The organism is Companilactobacillus nuruki (assembly GCF_002872255.1).
In the GTDB taxonomy this organism is placed as follows: domain Bacteria; phylum Bacillota; class Bacilli; order Lactobacillales; family Lactobacillaceae; genus Companilactobacillus; species Companilactobacillus nuruki.
On the sequence record NZ_NIPR01000001.1, the window covers coordinates 35,894 to 54,090 of the forward strand.

Consider the following 18,197-nt stretch of genomic DNA (forward strand, 5'->3'; position numbering starts at 1 on the left):
TTTTTTGATGAAAATATTTGCATACGGAATTCGTGAAGATGAAGAACCATCTTTGAAAAAATGGGAAGAAAATAATCCTGATGTCGAAGTTGAGTATACTAAAAACACCTTGACGGCCGATTCCGCACGATTAGCTGAAGGAGCTGATGGCGTTGTAACTTTACAAACTTCAGCCTATACTCGCGAGGCACTAGAGGTTTTAAAAAAGCTTGGTATTACTAAAATCTCTATTCGTAATGTTGGATTTGATAATTTTAACTTTAAAGATTTAAACGATTTAGGATTCAGTTTAACAAACGTTCCAGTGTATTCGCCTAATGCCATTGCTGAACATACAGTTATCTTAATGGGTAGACTCCTTCGTAGAGTTCCCGAATTTGATCAAAAAATGGATAATGGTGACTTCACTTGGTCCCCTACAATTGGTAAAGAATACCGTGAACAAACCGTTGGGGTAGTCGGAACTGGTCATATTGGCCGTGTAGTCATTAAAATCCTTCAAGGGTTTGGAGCAAAAGTAGTCGCTTATGATGTTTATCATAATCAAGACATCGAAAAACAGGGACTTTATGTAGATAGCCTTGAAGAATTATATAAGCAATCAGATATTATCACCTTACATGTGCCTTTATTCGACAGTAATAAACATATGATCAACGATCAGGCCATCGAACAAATGAAAGATGGCGTATACATTATCAACTGTGCCCGTGGAGAGCTTATCGATACTAATGCTCTAATCAAGGGCCTAGATAGCGGTAAGATTGCGGGCGCTGGATTAGATGTCTTAGATAATGAGAATTCAGTCTTTGGCAAGGTATGGAGCAGTGTAGAGAATATACCTGATGAAAAAATCAGAAACTTGGCTGAAAGAATTAATGTAATTATTACACCACATAGTGCCTTTTACACGGAAACTGCTATCCACAATATGATTAATACAGCCTTTGACTCCAATAAAGAACTAATTGAAGGCCAACAACCCTCAACTCTTGTTGACACAAAAGCATAATTTCTATCGTTATAACGATAGAAATAAATAATTAATTTTGATTTGTATTTGACAATTTAAAATTTGAGGTGTAAATTAATCACCAATCAAATAATTAAAACTTATTTAATCTAATTAGACGTTGAAGAGAAGAGTAAGTAAATCAGTAGTTTGTATAGTGACCGCTAGATAGTGAAAAGGCGGAACGAAAATTTTACCGAACATGAACTTGGAGTCTTACCTAGGTGCAAGCCAAAGGTACGCAAGGATGCGATATCATCCCGGACATGTTAGTGTCGTTGAGGTATTTTGTGCAAACAAAATATGAATTAGGGTGGTATCACGGTAGTCGTCCCTACATTGCAGGTAAATTCTGTATATGTAGGGACGACTATTTTTTTTACAAACTCTTAACGACCCTGTCGTTTAGAGTTTGCTACGTAATTTATCGAAGATAAACCACGTTACTTAATGGTTTATTTAAAGTTTTTTTACACAAGTCCCTATCCAAACAACTAATTAGATTAAATAAGAAACACTCGGAGGATTTTAAATATGACAGTACAAACAGCAAGTAAAATTGGATTTCAACATGTAGGAAGTTTCTTAAGACCCGACAATTTAAAAAATGCACGTTCCGATTACGAGAACGGAAAAATAACTCATGAACAATTACGCCAGGTGGAAAATGATGCCATCGAAAAATTAATTGAACAACAAAAGAATGCTGGTTTAGATTACGCTACTGATGGAGAATTTCGTCGTTCATATTGGCATCTGGATTTCTTCTGGGGCTTCGAAGGTGTAAAACATACACATATTGGTGAAGGCTATGATTTTTCTCGTGGCCGTTCTCGTGACGATACAGCAATTCTATCTGACAAGATTAGTTTCAATGCTGATACTCACCCATTCATTCAAGATTTCAAATTCACTAAATCTATCACAGATAAAATTGGCGGAATCTTACCAAAGCAGACTATTCCTGCACCTGCTCAACTCTATCGTGAATTAACTCGTGGTGAAAATTTAGATGCTTTAAACCGTATCTATCCAGATAAACAAGAATTCTATAATGATGTCGAAAAGGCCTATCATGATGCAATTCTAGCCTTCTACAACGAAGGTGCCCGTGTTATTCAACTAGACGACTGTTCATGGGGACGCCTCTTGGACAAAAAGTTCTTGGCTACCGATGAAGGTAAAAAACTCGTTGCTGAGAATGTCCAAGATATTTATTTGGAATTGAACAATGGAGCTATTAAAAATTTACCTGAAGATTTAATTATTAATACACACGTCTGTCGTGGTAACTTCCATTCTGATTTCTTATTCTCTGGTGGCTACGATAACGTTGCCGATAATCTTTTTGGTAAAGAAAACGTCGACACTTACTTCCTAGAATACGATTCAGACCGTGCTGGTAGCTTTGCCCCATTAGCCAAAGTATCAGGTGATAAAAAAGTCGTTCTTGGATTAATTACTTCCAAAACCGGTAATCTAGAAAATCGTCAAGACATTATTGATCGAATTCAAGAGGCTAGCAAATATCTTCCATTAGATCGCCTTTGGTTATCAACTCAATGTGGTTTCGCTTCAACCGAAGAAGGAAATGTTATCACTGAAGAACAACAATGGGAAAAATTGGCTCTGGTTAAATCTATTCAAAAAGAGGTTTGGGGTTAATAATAATTGATAGCGCTTCCAATTAGAACTATAATATAAATAGAAATAAAGTTTATATATGTTGGAGGTGTATTATGCTAAAACTTGTAGCAGACTTATTCAACAGAATTGTAGACTATACACTTCACTTTGATTGGTGGTAATGGGCTTACAAATCTGTAAGAACAATGTAAGTGGATCAAATGTATAAAAAAACAAAAAACTCTTAATATACTTTTCAGGAGGTAATTCAAATGAGAAGTTTTTTAAGAGTTTTTTTGTTGGGTATTGTAATCATAGGAGTTGGATATTTAGGAGTTTGTGCTTATACAAAGGACAATACCAGTCAAGCAGCACAATCTTTTAATGCTTATAACGTCTTAATAAAGCGTGAACCAAGATACGTCAAAATCAATAATAAAGAGGCCAAAAATAACGATGGTTATGGTAATTACACATATGATCTTAAAAGTTATGATAATGATGGCAATGAACATTCTGTAAAATTCATTGGCATGAAAAAATTAAAGCAAGGACATTACCTACAACTAGATACCAAAGGCAGCTATGTCTATTCATATAAGGAAGTCTTTAAAAAGGATATCCCTAGCGACGTTTATACCAAACTGAATCTTCAATAATTAATCGAGACCCCATCGGCCTCTTTTTTTTACCCCAATTTAAGGAGCAAATTAAATGAAAAATTTATTCAAATTCCTATTATCTTTAATCCTAATTATGAGTACAGGTTACCTATTTCTCTGCATAAGCATGAAGAATAATCCTGGTGAAATGGGGCAAGCAGTTAATAAATTTAATATTTTAGCCAAGGAAGAACCGAGATATGTCAAAATCGACAATACCCATGCCCGCGATGAAGATGGATATGGTAATTATAAATACAATTTGAAAAGTTACAATGAACAAGGTATTGAACAACCAATAGAATTTACTGGAATGGGCAAATTAAAGCAAGGTCATTATTTAAAGTTGACCACTAAAGGCACTTACGTTATTACCTATGAGGAAGCCTTTGAAAACAGTATTCCCAAAGAAGCATATGATAGGTTGAACTAAAAAATCTAAAAGATAATCTAAATTTATAGTAAGAATGGGACAAGACATGCTTTTAAGCGTATCTTGTCCTTTTTTGCTTACTCTTTTGAATATTTTTTTACAATATCCTTAATCTCTTTCATATCATCAATAACTTTTTTCAATTCAGTTTCAGGAATTCTAGCAAAGAGGTTTTCAATTTGTTGATCAGCTCGACGATTATCTTCTTCCAAAGCTGCTTCACCTTTTACTGTAAGTTGTAATGTTTTAACCCGTCTATCACCATCGCCTCTGATGTCATCAATAAGTCCATCATTTTTTAATCTCTTTAAAACTCGGCTCAAATAGCCCTTATCTATTTGTAATAGTTCCATTAATTGATTTGCAGTATTCACACCTCGATCGATTTCCAAAAATAACCGCGATTCTAATAATGCAAAATGCGTGTTCAAATGATATTTATCTGTTAATTTCAAGATTCTTGTATAAGAGCGATTGAATTTTCGAATCTCTTTAATATTCTCTACATCCATATAATCATCCTTATCAATTAAGTAGTTGACTTTAGCAACTATCGTTATTAAAATAAAAAAAGTTGCTAAAGTCAACTATTATTTTGTAGGAGTACTAACTTTATGTCGAAACAAATCAAAAAATCACTTTATATCATGGTCTTTGGAACCTTCTTTGGAGTTCTTTGTTCTACCTTAATGAACACGGCTTTACCAACCTTTATGCGTGTTTTTCAAGTCAATTCATCAACCGTTCAATGGTTGACTAATGGCTATACCTTGGTTAACGCTATTATGATTCCTACCAGTGCTTACTTTATTAAAAAATTTTCCTTTAGACACCTTTTTATTGCCTTTAGTTCAATCTTCTTAATCGGTACTATCTTAGGTGCAGTAGCCAATTCATTTATTTTAGTTATTATCGGCCGAATGATTCAAGCCATTGGTACTGGTATGATGATGCCACTAGTTAATGTTTTGGCTATGCAATATACTGACCGCAATAAACAAGGTGCTGTTATGGGAATAATTGGCCTAGCCTTTAACTTCTCGCCTATTATTGGACCAACTCTTTCGGGGGTGATCCTACAGTATTTTGCTTGGCAGTATCTGTTTATTTTAATTCTGCCATTTATTATTGCAGTTGTTCTACTATCTATTTTCCAGTTGCCTCAAATTCCCACTAATGAGAATCCTAAATTTGATGTTCCCAGTTTAATAACTATCAGTTTCGGATTATTATTTCTTCTAACCGGTTTCTCAAATATCGGTCAATCAAATCTTTTTTCATTTAACGTCTTAGGATTTACCCTATTGGGAATAATTTTGATTGGTATTTTTTCTTTCATGGAAACTAAGGCTAAAAGTCCAATTATAAACTTTGAAATTTTCCATTATTCTCAATTCACTTTCGCAACAGTCATCAACATGTTAATTGTGCTTACAATGTATGGAAATACTATCTTATTACCACTAATGATTCAGATGATTCTCCACAAAAGTCCATTGATTTCTGGATTAGCATTATTACCAGGAGCCATTTTAACCGGCTTTATGTCACCAGTTAGTGGACGTTTATTCGACAAATATCCTGTAAAACGAATCGTCATAACAGGTGTGCTAATTGATTGTTTTGGTACCTTCATGCAGGCTGTTATCGATGTTAATGCCTCGGTTTTAATGTTAACTTTGGGCCAAATGATTCGACAATTAGGGTTAGTTTTAATTTTGATTCCCATCCAAACTCATGCTTTAAGTGCCTTACCTAAAAAATACCTTTCTGATGGTGTAGCAACGTTTAATACTTTAAGACAGATTGCTGCTTCATTTGGTACAGCTATCATTATCGCCGTGATCACTATGGCCGATAAACTTATAACTGGCAGTACCACTAACCAGGCAGTTGGTATACAAGCTGGATTTCTGGCTTGTTTGGGATTTTTAATAGTTGCACTACTGCTTACCTTAAAACTAGCAAGAATTGATCTAACCGATTAAAAATAACTATTAATTTATTTATTATAAACATTTATAATTACTATTATCACAGGTATCATTGGAGGTATTTTTTGTTAACTGAACAATTCTTGGCCCATTCTATATTGATCTCCAGTTTATTTTTTATGTTGGGAATCTTCATAGCTTTTCAAGTGGTTTTCAATAGTTTAAAAAAGATTCTAATTTTAAAACAAATCCATTTTAACGAATACACTTTACGATCAATATTAGGCATCATCTACATCCTAGTTTTACTATTCAGTATGCAAGTATCAATCTCCAATAGACAATCTATTTGGGCCTTCGTTAATTTCCAATTGATAGCGGTTATTTTTTATGCAGTTATTTTAAGCGTTCCTACTAAATATCATCTATTTATACCAATTGTTCTAGTCTTCATGGTCTTCAACTCTGCCATTACCAATTGGAAATCTTGGTGCGCAGCATTGGTTTTAATAATTTTTTACAAGTCATTGAACTATATAAAAACTCACATAAAAGACATCTTTCCCTTTTGGAGTTACTTATTGACTAGTGTTTTCTTTGGAGCAATATACTGGTTCTTCATGAAATTAAAATTCTCATTTAGTTATCAAGTTCTTTTTCAACAAATTGGCTATTTAATTGTCCTTGAGTTATTTACCTTTGGCTATATGGCAGTTCAGTTCGCCGATTTGGAATCAAGAACCGCTCTCTTCCAGGACGCTACCCATGATAGACTAACTAAAGCTTATAACTATGATGCCTTCGATATTGATTTTCGTTCATTGTTTAAATTACATAAACAATCAAATATAGACATTACTATGATGATGTTCGACATCGATTATTTTAAAAAGGTAAATGATACTTACGGCCACTTAGCTGGCGATAAAATTTTGCAACATGTGGTCGAGATTGTCCAAGATGTCATTAATAACAATGACAAAAGAATCAAACTCTATCGTACTGGTGGTGAAGAGTTCAATATTTTATTCCCCGATTATCACTTAAAGGACACGAAAAAAATTGTTAATGCTATTTTTGAAGCAATCAGTGATTCTCAGACAAAATTCAATGGCACGAATATCCACCTATCGATCTCTGTGGGCGTTTCTGAGATTGATCCCGAAGATGGTTCAACGAATGATTTTTATTCACGTGTAGATAAGGCCTTATACCATTCTAAACGTCATGGACGTGGAGAGATCACTGTTGTTTAATTTATTAAAAAAAAAGAAGCTAACGAATCGATTAGATTCGTTAGCTTCTTTTAGAATTATTTAGATTCTTTTGAGTCGCGACTTCTTAAGAAATCAAGAACAGCTTGTGTTTTAGCACGCTTTTCCGCACCATTTTTTTGATTTACAGGACGGCGGTGGCCAGTCATACCTTTATGTGTATTTTGTGACATCTAAAAAACCCTCCTTCCCGTTATACATTTAACTTATTTTATTAACCCTATTATTATAAAGTGATTCACTTTAATTTTCAACCTAAATTTTGTAAAAAAAAACTAATCAATTATCGTCTTGATCAGTTCTTTTTGTATCAATTGTTTTAATGACTGACGACTCAGCGACTAGTCTATTCAGTCACAGTACTATCACCTTTGTTAGACAAAGGTCCAGACTCTTTGGAACTAACTGTTTCTTTATTATGCACACGAAATGCTAATATAAAACCAAAAACAGCCAATATTAATGTAAACACAAATCCGTAGTGAGCGCCATTAGTAAATGCTAATTTTGCTGATTTTCCACCGTTGGCAAAGTAATTGGCCTGACCAGTACTCAATAAGATTGTAGCAATACCTGTTGCGACAGCACCAATAACTTGTTGGAATGTGTTAATAATAGCCGACCCATCAGCTGACTGATAAGCATCCAATGAATTCAAACCATATGTTTGTGATGGTGACATAGCTAAAGGAACACCGATCATCAAAACAATATGAGCAGCAATAATATAGCCTAATGAACTATTTGAATTACTAAACAAAAACATTGCTGAACCAATAATTGAAATTAAGAATCCTAAACGTGACATAACTTTAGCACCAATTTTATCATACGCACGACCAGCACCAAAAGATACAATCGCATTAACAACTCCACCTGGCAACATAACAATACCTGTTAAGGCAACAGCAACACCCAAACCATTTTGCAAATACATCGGTAAGAGATACATTGCCGAGAGCGTGATTCCAAAATTCAACATAACCAAAACAGAACCTGTAACGAATTTGGAATTTTTCAAAACTGCAAAATCCAAAGTTGGAGTTTCTGCATGTAATTGTTGTCTAATATAAACAACTAAGAAAATCAAACCAATTACTAATGCTATCAAGGCAATAGTAATATTTTTGCTTAAGAAACTGACACCAAAAACAATTAGTCCAAAACTTACTGTTGATAAAATTATCGCCAACCAATCAACCTTAGGTTTTGTAACTTCAAACACATTCGTCAAATTCCTCTCCATAATGAACAAACCAATGAGTAAGAAAATGATAAATGACCAGAAAATAAATCTCCATGATGAAGCTCCCAGGATAATACCTGAAATAGTAGGTCCAATGGCCGGAGCAAACATAATAACTAACGCTGCCATACCAAGAGCTGCGCCCAATTTATTTGGTGGGAAAATTCTCATGGCAATAGAGAACATTAATGGCAAAATAATTCCGGTAGCGATACCTTGGATCATTCTACCAACCAAAAGCATTGGGAAATTCATTGCTAATGCGGCAATTACCGATCCTACAATAAAATCTAACAAACCAAATCTAACTAGTCCTCTAGTTGAGAAATGTTTTGTTAATAGACTAGATAATGGTAAAACAATGGCAATCACTAACATGTATCCTGTAACCAACCATTGAGCCGTTCCTGTTTCAATATTAAAAGCTTTCATAATAGATGGAAGCGCGATATTTAATGAAGTTTCACTGAACATACCGACAAATCCACCAATTAGAACACCCATCAAAGATAACAATGGATGAAGAGGTTTTGTGTTAATCTTTTGAGTTTGACTCATAAGTTACCTCCAAATTGTTGCAACAGTGGATTAATATACCAGAAAAAAACTTTTTTCGTAAGTTTTTTCTGAAACTTTTTTTAATTTTCATAATTGTTTGCAATAAAAAAATCGAATTCATTATTTGAATTCGACTTTTAAAGAGGAAGTCTTTTAAAAAAATTAACACTTTTATCAAGATCGTCTGATGGATACGATCACTTCGTAATAGATTGATTCTTATCATTATTTAAATATAGTATTTTGCCCGTCATATTTTGCAATTTACACCCAGTTTGCTCATATGATAATTATCCTTTTCATGCGCTATATCATCGTTATAATTATTGACACTAAAAACATTAAAATAATTTTTCAATTCCCTCGAGAAAAGAATCTAGCAGATAATTATATATTTTTTGTATACAAAATTTTTCTCTAAAATAGAATTGCCATCTTATTTATTTCTAAAATAATTTTTTCTATATCCACATGAACCCACTAATTAATCTTTTACATTAAAATAATAGAAATAAATTCTCTTTTCTAATATATTTAATATTTATTTATTAATTTAAATTAACACAAGTACTACGCAGAAGAAATCACATTTTTTTCTGTTTTTTATGATTATCTATTAATTGATCGAGCCATTCGAGTAATTGCATGGCGTTGACCACGAATGGCCTTACTTAGAGCAAAGATATTTTCAAATGGCGATTGAATCCCCCATGCTGCATCCCCAACGTGTTGAATATCAACTCCATCGATCTTATTTCTAATGGCAATATTTTCCATAAAGCTACTCCCGGATCCTTCTTGGCTAGTTCCGATTGTACTCATAACGAGTGCTCCATTATTATGTGCTAATTTAACAACTGCTTTTAATTCATCATCATCAAATCCAGGTACTGTTCCAACTGCTGGTACTAAAATGACATCTGCACCAGCATCTAGGAATTCTTTAACCGATTCTTCGCTTACAACAGGTTCATCAACACCTGCTCCATGCATCTTACCAGCAATAACTAACCCAGTGAAATTCTCCTTGGCAACCTTAATATTAGCTGCTATTTGAGCATTCGTTACACCTGTACCAGGATTACCTGTTAAAACAATAAAATTAAAACCAAGTCTTTCTGCTTCCTTCATTGTTTTTTCACTAGCCATACGTCCTTCAGGAATAGTTATCTTATCTTCTGCCATTTTGGCATTGGGATCTACCGGTTCAAGATTAACGCCAATTGGCCTACCGACTAATTTTTGTAAACGATGAATACTTTGACCATCATAATGAGGCTTAGCTGTTTTACTTGTTTCCTCATTAGGATACAGTCCCAAAATAATTGGATTCAATACATCTAAACCGTTGAGCAAGATCATGTCTGCTCCAAAGGCCGCCGCAACTTCAGAGGTTGTTATGCCATCACTAGGTTCCTCTGTTACCACATTTTCACTTAAAACAACGCGGCCCTCACTAGCCTTGATACTTTGTTTTAATTCCGCTCCATTCATTGCCAACATTTCACTTGAATCCGCACTAATTAATCGTTTTACCATTATTTTAGCTCCTCTAATTGTAATCGTTTTCTTATAATAGATTAGCATAAAAAAAGCATTGCCGAAACGGCAATACTCATTAATACCAAGCAGGCTTATCTCCATCCGTATTAGGTTTATTAACACCAATGGATTCACGTTTAAATTTATCAGGATCTTGTGCAATATCAACGACAACTTGAGCAATTGATCTTCTTGATACCTCAGTTCCCTTGAAGTCCTCACCCTTTTGAGTAACCTCATAATCTACTTCAGGCTTATCAGTCAACCAAGCTGGACGAATAATTGTATAGTCTAAATCTGAATCTTCAATCACCTTGGCAGCGGCTGCATAATTAGTAATATAATCACCTAGAATATTATTATTCCAATCACCAAATTTACCGGGCACTTCATTATAAATACCTAAGGTAGAAATCCAGACTAAGCGAGTTTTATTTTCAGCATGCATTGCTTCAACTACTGCACGTGCCTCACTTTCAATATTTCCGCCGGCAAGATTAGCATAAACTATGTCTACACCCTTCATTGCTTCAATTAACGTTTGAACATCGGTTGCATCGCCTTCAACTGCCTCAACCAATGTATGTGAATCAGCAAAATCCTTTAAACGTCCAGCGTTTCTAAGATATAATCTCAAATCAGAATCTGTTGTATCAACAAAAATATGTTCTGCTAATCGAGCAATTTTTCCATTAGCTCCTAAAATCAAAACTTTAGCCATTTACTTTTCCCCCTGTATTTAGTTTCCATAGTCCAATATAAGAGAGTTTTAAGATTTATACAAAAAATGTTTCTCGCTAATTCAATAATGACTAAAATTTGATAAAAACCAAAATATTATACATTAAGATTGATAATTTTTAGATGAATAGCTCCAATGTTATAATTAATTCGTAATTAGCCATTAAGGAGAACTTTTCATGCCGAGCAATGTAGCCCATTTAATCAAAGTAGCATCAAATGAAATTTCTCGTAACATCAATAATTTTGCTGGAAAGTACGGATTGACTGGAACTCAAATTCAGATTATCTACTACTTAGCGGGACAACCTAACAAAAATATATACCAAAAAGACATTGAAAAAGAATTCAATATTAGACGCCCTACAGCAACAAACATTCTTAAAACTATGGAACGAAAAGAATTAATAATTCGAAAAATTGATACAACTGATTCTCGTCTAAAAAGGCTAGCTCTTTCTGATAAGTCTAAAAATATGCAAGATGATATTGAGAACTTTATGAATGAAAATGATCAAAGAATTTTATCAACTTTGGGAACACTAGAAAGACGTAGCTTTGTACACGCTCTAAAAAAGATCCCCCGAAAACTAAAAAAGTGAGGTAACAATTTAAATGACAAAAGTAATTATGGACTGTGATCCTGGAATTGATGATGCAATTGCTTTAACTGTTCTGCTAGCACATCAAAAACAAGCTCAATTAATTGGCGTTACAACTGTTGGTGGCAATGTCAAACTTGATTATGTAACAAAAAATGCTAAAAAATTATTAACTTTTCTCGGTTCCAATGCCGAACTTGCTTCCGGACAAGCAAAACCATTAGTCAAAGAGATTGAAACCGCTGGGGAAATCCACGGTAAAACTGGTATGGATGGCTATGATTTTCCAAAAGAGAGTCTTAATTATCCTTTGACTAGTAATAATGCCGTTACCTACATGTATGATCGTATTTCAAAGAGCAATGAAAAAGTTAATATTGTTGCAACTGCACCTTTAACTAATATCGCCTTGCTTTTGAAAACTTTTCCAGATATTTCTGAAAAGATTGAGCATATTTATATCATGGGTGGTTCAACTCTTCAGGGAAATATTACTTTAGCAGCCGAGTTCAATGCTTATGTTGACCCCGAAGCAATGGATATCGTCTTCAATTCAGGGTTACCAATCACTCTTTCGGGTCTAAATTTAACCGAAAACAAAGCTTATCTAACCATGGATGAAATCAACAAAATAAAAGACCTAGGTCACGTTGGAGTAATGGCTAGTTCAATTTTGAACTTCTATACTAAAGCTGAATTAGAAAAAGGTATGACCAAAATTCCTATTCATGATGCTTGTGCGGTTATTAGTTTGTTAGCCCCTGATTTATTCACTAAGAGTACTAACTACTCAATGGACGTTTGTTTGACTAACGACCAATATCGGGGAATGACTTATCCCGATAGAAGAACTGACGCTCCTATCAAAAATAGTATTAAGGTTCTGGAAGATGTTGACCGTGATGCATTCGTTAAATATTTGTTTGATTCAATTTCAAGTTACGAATAAGCGTGGAAAAAGCATCTTCAACTTTCGAGTATTAAGAATAGGCCCTAGTAATCAAAGTTCGATTACTAGGGCCTATTTGTTTATGTTTTATTCCACATTTAAGCTACAATTTTGTACTATTCAGAATTTATATCCCAAACTTTTATCTATCCATCATTAAAACAATTTTTTTATTACCACTTTGCCCATCAACCAATATTTTATGTGCCTGAGCTGCTTGTTCCATTGGCATAGATTTTATTTCATCATCCAATAATTTTCCCATGGCAAAATTTCTATTCAATAATTCTGCAGCATTCCGTAGTTGTTCAATCGTTGCATGACTAATAACAAATCCCTTTATAGATTGATCTTGCATATACATTTTGCGAACATTAAAACTAAAACGGCCATTTTTTGGGGACGTAATTAAGCCAATTTGACCACCTAAATTCAAATTATTTAGATTATCCTGCAAATGAACTTTCCCAGATGTATCAATAATATAATCAAACTTATCAGGGATACTAGTGATTGGCTTACAATAATCATATAAATTCTCAATTCCTAATCGTTGAAGTTCAGTGAAATCTTTTGAATTACTAGTTGTAGATACTTTCAACCCCATTGATTTTGCCAAAGAAATTAGCTTTCTACCAACATGACCAGCTGCACCTTCAACCAAAATTTTATAACCCTTCTGAACTTTGAGGATATCTCTTAATAAAATGGCAGCCGTAGCCGAAGAATGTACTGCTGCCACAGCTTTAATTGGATCGACGTCTTTAGGTAGAACAAATAATCTGTCTTTAGGTATTGATGCAAACTCACTTGTCACACCAGACCGACCGTCATACCCCATACTATTAGTCCAAACCAAATCACCAATTTGAAAATCTTTAACATTTTTTCCCATTGATGAAACTATCCCAACAGCATCCCTGCCAATAACAAAGGGAAACTCCAACTCTGTTTTGAAACTACCAGAACGAACAAAGGTATCCACAAAATTAACTGAAACAGCTGATACCTTAACCAAAATATCATCATCAAGAATTTCAGGTTTCGCTATATTGCCAATTTTTATTTCATCAACATCACCTATTTGATTGATATATGCTGCACGCATTTATAAACGCCCCCTAAAGTTCTTAAGAATTTCCTAATTGTAATGTTAATACGATTTTAGATGCATGTATATTTTTCTGCCTTGTGTTCTTTTATAAAGATTTGACAATCAAAAATATTTAGTCTAATCTCAAAGCATAAATTATTCGGAGGGTTCTAATGACTAACAACGTAAATATCAATTTGAATAATTGTTGTTGTGGATTGCATCTTATGCGATCCACTGATTTGCGTGTCTAACTTTTGAATTCTAAAAGTAAAACTTAAATCGGGATATCACATAGGGTGCAGATTATTAAAATCTGCACCCTTTTTGTATCTTTTTAAGAAATGGAGAAAAATATGCTTGTAAACAATATCTATCAAACTATTGGTAATACACCTTTACTAAAATTGAATATCAAAACCTCTAATCGAGTGAATATTTATGCCAAATTAGAGATGTTCAATCCTGGTGGTTCGGTTAAAGACCGCTTAGGAATTAATTTAATTAATAGTGGAATCCAAAAAAAAGAAATTAACGAACAGACAACTATCATTGAACCAACGGCTGGTAATACCGGAATTGGAATCTCATTAGCCGCACAAAGATACCATCTTCCAGTAAAGTTAATAGTCCCTGAAAAGTTTAGCCAAGAAAAACAAATTTTAATGCGAGCACTAGGTGCCGAAATCATTCATACCCCTTCTAGTGAGGGAATTGTTGGCGCTATTAAAAAAGCCAAGGAGATATCGGCCACAATTAAAAATTCATACATTCCTTTACAATTTGAGAATCCCGCTAATCCAGAGGCATATTATAAAACCTTAGGTCCTGAGATAATTAAAGATATGTCCAACAAAGAAATCACGGCTTTAGTAGCTGGTTCTGGAAGTGGTGGAACCTTTGTTGGCGTTACACAGTCGTTACAAGAAAAATTTCCTAATATGAGAGCTATAACGGTTGAACCTGAAGGTTCAATTTTAAATGATGGCCCTGAACATGATCACCGTACAGAGGGAATCGGTGTTGAATTTGTTCCTCCATTCTTCCGATCCATTAAAGTGGATGGTGTAAAAACTATTAGTGATCATGATGCCTTTTATTACGTCAAATGGTTAGCCAAAAACCAAGGGATTTTTGCAGGAAGTTCTAGTGGTGCGGCACTTGCTGCTGCTCTAAAAGTTGCAAAAGAATTACCTGAGAACTCTAATATTGTAACCATCTTTCCAGATTCTAGTGAACGTTATTTAAGTAAGGGTATTTATGACTGATTCTACCGTTTAATTCTAGTAATCTTTTGCTTAGTAAACAAATGATCAATTCATTTATATCAATATTTCCATTAACAAAAATTCTACTCTTTACAAAGAACGGTCCATTATTAATTTACCAAAAAAATACGTCTAATTTCTTAGACGTATTTTCCATATTTTATTTAGCAATACTTGTGGCAAAATCTGGTTCATAGTAAGAATAATCCTTCAAATTAAGACCACTATTCAATCTAACGTTTGAAATCCAAACCCATTGATTAGTAGCTATTTCGCCCCAATATGAACCGTACTTATTAACAACCAAACGATCTATTTTCCATGATGTATTAGCTGGTAAATTCATATCATAAGCATTTGTAGATGTATTATAAGTCCTTTGTGCAACAGATGTCGTCCCAATTAATCCATTTCCAGGCGTAGGTATTGATGTATTGGTATTGTTTTCAGTTGAAAGTCTCACGTAGGCAATAGAAATATATTCATCACTAGCAACTTGGTAATAACTTTGCTTATCATAATACAAAACATTAGCCCCTAATTTCCATTGACTACCTGCTGGCAAAGTTTTACCGATTGGAGTACCAGAACCATTAACTACTTCTACATTAGACGTCACGGAACCAGTTTGACCCGCAATTTCGTTACTTGTAGTTATATAACTGCCATTGTCTGAAACAGCTGTATCAGAAGCTATATTAAGATCTGTGCTACGTAGCCATTCATTAGTTGCAACTTGATAGTAAGCAACCTGACCTATCTTCATCAAACTTCCCAACTTCCATTGGCTAGCCTTTGGTAAGGTAAGACCTGTAGAATTACCATTATTATCATAAACCGTAGCAGTCACAAGTGTAGTGCCGGTTTTACCATAATTTGCATCTTGGGTAATATCACTTGTATTTGTAGTAGTTGATGTTGAATTCAAAGTTACATCATTTGTTGGTACGTATTGATTAGTAGCAACTTGATAATAACTTTGCTTATTTGCATGTAAGATTTCTCCAATCTTCCATTGACTACCTGCCGGTAAAGTTGCGCCAGTATCATTGCCGTACACATCTACAATATGAAGTGTTACCTTAGCAGTAACCGTTTTTCCAGCATCGGGATTATCACTGACATAATGACCAACAGTATTAGTATCATCCTCAGCGTTAGTTGCTCCGGTAACGTTTGTAACAACAGAAGCTGGAATATATTCGTTATTACCTACTTGATAATGTGCAACACCATTTAAAGTGATTTGTTGACCTAATTTCCATTGACTACCACTTGGTAAAGTAACACCATTAGCCTTACCATTTCCATCATAAACTGGCGTATTTGTAGAAACAGTACCTACCGCATCAGCATTAACAACGTTCTGTGGTAAGACACTCAAAGCAGCTGGTGCCAACATTAAAGCAACAGCAGAACTGGCTAAAAATTTACTTGTTTTATTTTTCATTTTCTATATCCTCTATGGAATTATACTAAGTTTCTCTTCAATAATAAGTTTATAATTCCTATAGATGAATACAATTATTTTAAGAAATCGTAAGAAAAACTTTACAAAGATTTTGTCAGGAGTCCATTCATGAAAAAATACCAAATTTACCAGGTTGATTCCTTTACTAAAGAGAGATTCTCAGGTAATCCGGCCGGTGTGGTTACTAACGCCGAAGGTTTAGCTGATTCTCAAATGCAGAATATTGCCCGTGAATTAAATAACTCAGAAACCGCGTTTATTCTTCCCCCTACTGGTTCTGAAGCAGATATTAGAATCCGTTTTTTTACACCTACCACTGAAGTTCCAATTTGTGGTCACGCTACAATTGGTGCCAATTTTGTTAGAGCGGTTGAAAATAATTTAGACTCTCAAACAATTATTCAAGAAACTGATGCTGGTAACTTATCTATTGGCATTACAAAAAAAGATGGTACTTATCAAATATCGATGACTCAAGGAAAAATTTCTGTTCAAGAACCACTATCAGAATCAATTCAACGAAGAATCAAGATTGCTCTGGGTATCACGGAGAAGCAACGTAACAAGTCCTGTCCGATGGTCATTGCCTCAACCGGAGCTGCAAAGGTAATGATTGGTATTGATAGTCAAGATACACTCGATAACTTAACTCCTGATTTGGAATCCTTAAAGAATATTTCAACAGATATCAATTGTAACGGTTATTTTGTTTTTGTTATCACACCTGATGAGGAAAATTTAATTCATGGAAGAATGTTTTCCCCAGCTACTGGTATCAATGAAGACCCCGTCACTGGTAATGCCAATGGACCATTAGGTGCTTATTTAGTAAAATACGGACTCATTGACGTATCCGATGAACCTCTTCAATTTTCAATCATCCAAGGAGAAGCAATCCATCGATCTGGAACAATGATTGTCTGTGTTCACTTAAATCATGGTGTTCCCACAAAAATTAAAATTGTCGGAAATGCTGTAATCGCATTTCAAACCGAATTAGAAATTTAATTCCATTTGAAATTCTTAAATAGATAAGAATAGTCTGTATTGATATCAATTCTGTTTTTAAACACATTTGATAACCAATACAGACTATTTATTTTGAAAACTATTTCAATAACGACATATATAACCTGAGTGTATCTTCCCCACTCTATGTAATTTATTTATGATAAGTTCGATTATTAATGATCATGAATGAACGATAGACCTGCTCTGTTAATACTAGTCTCATCAATTGATGTGGCAGAGTAAATTTTCCAAAACAAATACTATAGTCAGCTCGTTTGGTGACCTCTGGGCTAACCCCTAGAGAACCACCGATTACAAAAGTAATATCTGAGGTCTCATATGTGGATAAATCGTCAATTTTTTTTGCCATTTCTTCTGAAGTTAATTCCTTACCACGTAAATCAAGCAAAATCACATATTCCTTGTCCTTAATTTTACTTAATATTCGTTCCCCTTCAATTTGTTTCACTTTAATATCTTGTGCTTCGCTTAAACTCTCTGGTGCTTTTTCATCTTGGCATTCAACTATTTGAAACTTACAAAACGCCCCTAAACGCTTGGCATACTCGGCAATACCCGCTTTAAAATACTTTTCCTTTAGCTTTCCCACAGTAACAAATTTAATATTCATAATAAAAATCTCCTTATCATTTATAATACGAAACTATCTTCTAATTGCCAAATATATTTATAAATGACGAATTATCATGACAATACTTTTTTACACAGTAAAATAAAAGTTTGTCTGAACTATGTGTAACACCTATTATCCCTA

The 18,197-nt window shown here is 34.1% G+C and carries 18 protein-coding genes; 10 read left to right on the plus strand and 8 right to left on the minus strand.

Features of this window, described 5'->3' with window-relative positions; genetic code table 11:
- Window positions 1-4 precede the first annotated feature (4 nt).
- The 4 genes from CBP76_RS00185 to CBP76_RS00200 all read left to right on the plus strand — a co-directional run bounded on the left by CBP76_RS00185 (window position 5) and on the right by CBP76_RS00200 (window position 3,733).
- Complete coding sequence (locus CBP76_RS00185) at window positions 5-1,012, plus strand: D-2-hydroxyacid dehydrogenase (RefSeq protein WP_166667131.1); 1,008 nt, start codon at window positions 5-7, stop codon at window positions 1,010-1,012.
- A gap of 534 nt (window positions 1,013-1,546) precedes the next feature.
- Window positions 1,547-2,677, plus strand: a complete 1,131-nt coding sequence (locus CBP76_RS00190) for a 5-methyltetrahydropteroyltriglutamate--homocysteine S-methyltransferase (RefSeq protein ID WP_102194909.1) — start codon at window positions 1,547-1,549, stop codon at window positions 2,675-2,677.
- A 233-nt stretch (window positions 2,678-2,910) separates the two neighbouring features.
- Window positions 2,911-3,297, plus strand: a complete 387-nt coding sequence (locus CBP76_RS00195) for a YxeA family protein (protein ID WP_102194910.1) — start codon at window positions 2,911-2,913, stop codon at window positions 3,295-3,297.
- A gap of 55 nt (window positions 3,298-3,352) precedes the next feature.
- Entirely contained in the window at window positions 3,353-3,733 is a 381-nt protein-coding gene (locus tag CBP76_RS00200) for a YxeA family protein (protein WP_102194911.1), read from the plus strand.
- Window positions 3,734-3,810: 77 nt separating this feature from the next.
- Here the strand turns inward: CBP76_RS00200 and CBP76_RS00205 are convergent, their stop codons facing one another.
- Window positions 3,811-4,245, minus strand: a complete 435-nt coding sequence (locus CBP76_RS00205; RefSeq protein WP_102194912.1) for a MarR family winged helix-turn-helix transcriptional regulator — start codon at window positions 4,243-4,245, stop codon at window positions 3,811-3,813.
- A gap of 102 nt (window positions 4,246-4,347) precedes the next feature.
- Here CBP76_RS00205 and CBP76_RS00210 point away from each other — a divergent pair, with 102 nt between their 5' ends.
- Both CBP76_RS00210 and CBP76_RS00215 read left to right on the plus strand, forming a co-directional pair.
- A complete protein-coding gene (locus CBP76_RS00210) occupies window positions 4,348-5,721 on the plus strand; it encodes a DHA2 family efflux MFS transporter permease subunit (RefSeq protein WP_102194913.1) in 1,374 nt (457 codons plus the stop codon).
- Between the two features lie 71 nt (window positions 5,722-5,792).
- On the plus strand, window positions 5,793-6,923 hold the full coding sequence (locus CBP76_RS00215) for a GGDEF domain-containing protein (protein ID WP_102194914.1): 1,131 nt from the start codon (window positions 5,793-5,795) through the stop codon (window positions 6,921-6,923).
- Window positions 6,924-6,979: 56 nt separating this feature from the next.
- Here CBP76_RS00215 and CBP76_RS13435 read toward each other — a convergent pair whose 3' ends face one another.
- The 4 genes from CBP76_RS13435 to CBP76_RS00230 form a co-directional block, all read right to left on the minus strand.
- Window positions 6,980-7,114, minus strand: coding sequence for a hypothetical protein (locus tag CBP76_RS13435; protein ID WP_281258451.1), 135 nt, complete (start codon window positions 7,112-7,114; stop codon window positions 6,980-6,982).
- Window positions 7,115-7,287: 173 nt separating this feature from the next.
- Entirely contained in the window at window positions 7,288-8,745 is a 1,458-nt protein-coding gene (locus tag CBP76_RS00220) for a DHA2 family efflux MFS transporter permease subunit (RefSeq protein WP_102194915.1), read from the minus strand.
- A gap of 609 nt (window positions 8,746-9,354) precedes the next feature.
- Window positions 9,355-10,284, minus strand: coding sequence for a DUF7916 family protein (locus tag CBP76_RS00225; RefSeq protein WP_102194916.1), 930 nt, complete (start codon window positions 10,282-10,284; stop codon window positions 9,355-9,357).
- Between the two features lie 79 nt (window positions 10,285-10,363).
- Window positions 10,364-11,008: an SDR family oxidoreductase gene (locus CBP76_RS00230; protein WP_102194917.1), complete on the minus strand. Its 645-nt coding sequence runs from the start codon at window positions 11,006-11,008 to the stop codon at window positions 10,364-10,366.
- A 199-nt stretch (window positions 11,009-11,207) separates the two neighbouring features.
- Here CBP76_RS00230 and CBP76_RS00235 point away from each other — a divergent pair, with 199 nt between their 5' ends.
- Together CBP76_RS00235 and CBP76_RS00240 are read left to right on the plus strand one after the other, a co-directional pair.
- A complete protein-coding gene (locus CBP76_RS00235; RefSeq protein WP_102194918.1) occupies window positions 11,208-11,630 on the plus strand; it encodes a MarR family winged helix-turn-helix transcriptional regulator in 423 nt (140 codons plus the stop codon).
- A gap of 13 nt (window positions 11,631-11,643) precedes the next feature.
- Window positions 11,644-12,579 (plus strand): nucleoside hydrolase, encoded by a 936-nt coding sequence (locus tag CBP76_RS00240; RefSeq protein ID WP_102194919.1) that lies wholly within the window; start codon window positions 11,644-11,646, stop codon window positions 12,577-12,579.
- Between the two features lie 142 nt (window positions 12,580-12,721).
- Here the strand turns inward: CBP76_RS00240 and CBP76_RS00245 are convergent, their stop codons facing one another.
- Window positions 12,722-13,687, minus strand: a complete 966-nt coding sequence (locus tag CBP76_RS00245; protein WP_102194920.1) for a quinone oxidoreductase family protein — start codon at window positions 13,685-13,687, stop codon at window positions 12,722-12,724.
- Window positions 13,688-14,028: 341 nt separating this feature from the next.
- Between CBP76_RS00245 and CBP76_RS00250 the strand changes: the two genes are divergently transcribed.
- Window positions 14,029-14,940 (plus strand): PLP-dependent cysteine synthase family protein, encoded by a 912-nt coding sequence (locus CBP76_RS00250; protein ID WP_102194921.1) that lies wholly within the window; start codon window positions 14,029-14,031, stop codon window positions 14,938-14,940.
- Window positions 14,941-15,100: 160 nt separating this feature from the next.
- On the opposite strand, the gene CBP76_RS00255 is transcribed toward CBP76_RS00250, so the two are convergent.
- Complete coding sequence (locus CBP76_RS00255) at window positions 15,101-16,390, minus strand: SLAP domain-containing protein (RefSeq protein ID WP_102194922.1); 1,290 nt, start codon at window positions 16,388-16,390, stop codon at window positions 15,101-15,103.
- 129 nt (window positions 16,391-16,519) lie between these two features.
- Between CBP76_RS00255 and CBP76_RS00260 the strand changes: the two genes are divergently transcribed.
- On the plus strand, window positions 16,520-17,419 hold the full coding sequence (locus tag CBP76_RS00260) for a PhzF family isomerase (RefSeq protein ID WP_102194923.1): 900 nt from the start codon (window positions 16,520-16,522) through the stop codon (window positions 17,417-17,419).
- 154 nt (window positions 17,420-17,573) lie between these two features.
- On the opposite strand, the gene rlmH is transcribed toward CBP76_RS00260, so the two are convergent.
- Entirely contained in the window at window positions 17,574-18,053 is a 480-nt protein-coding gene (gene rlmH, locus CBP76_RS00265) for a 23S rRNA (pseudouridine(1915)-N(3))-methyltransferase RlmH (protein WP_102194924.1), read from the minus strand.
- Window positions 18,054-18,197 lie beyond the last annotated feature (144 nt).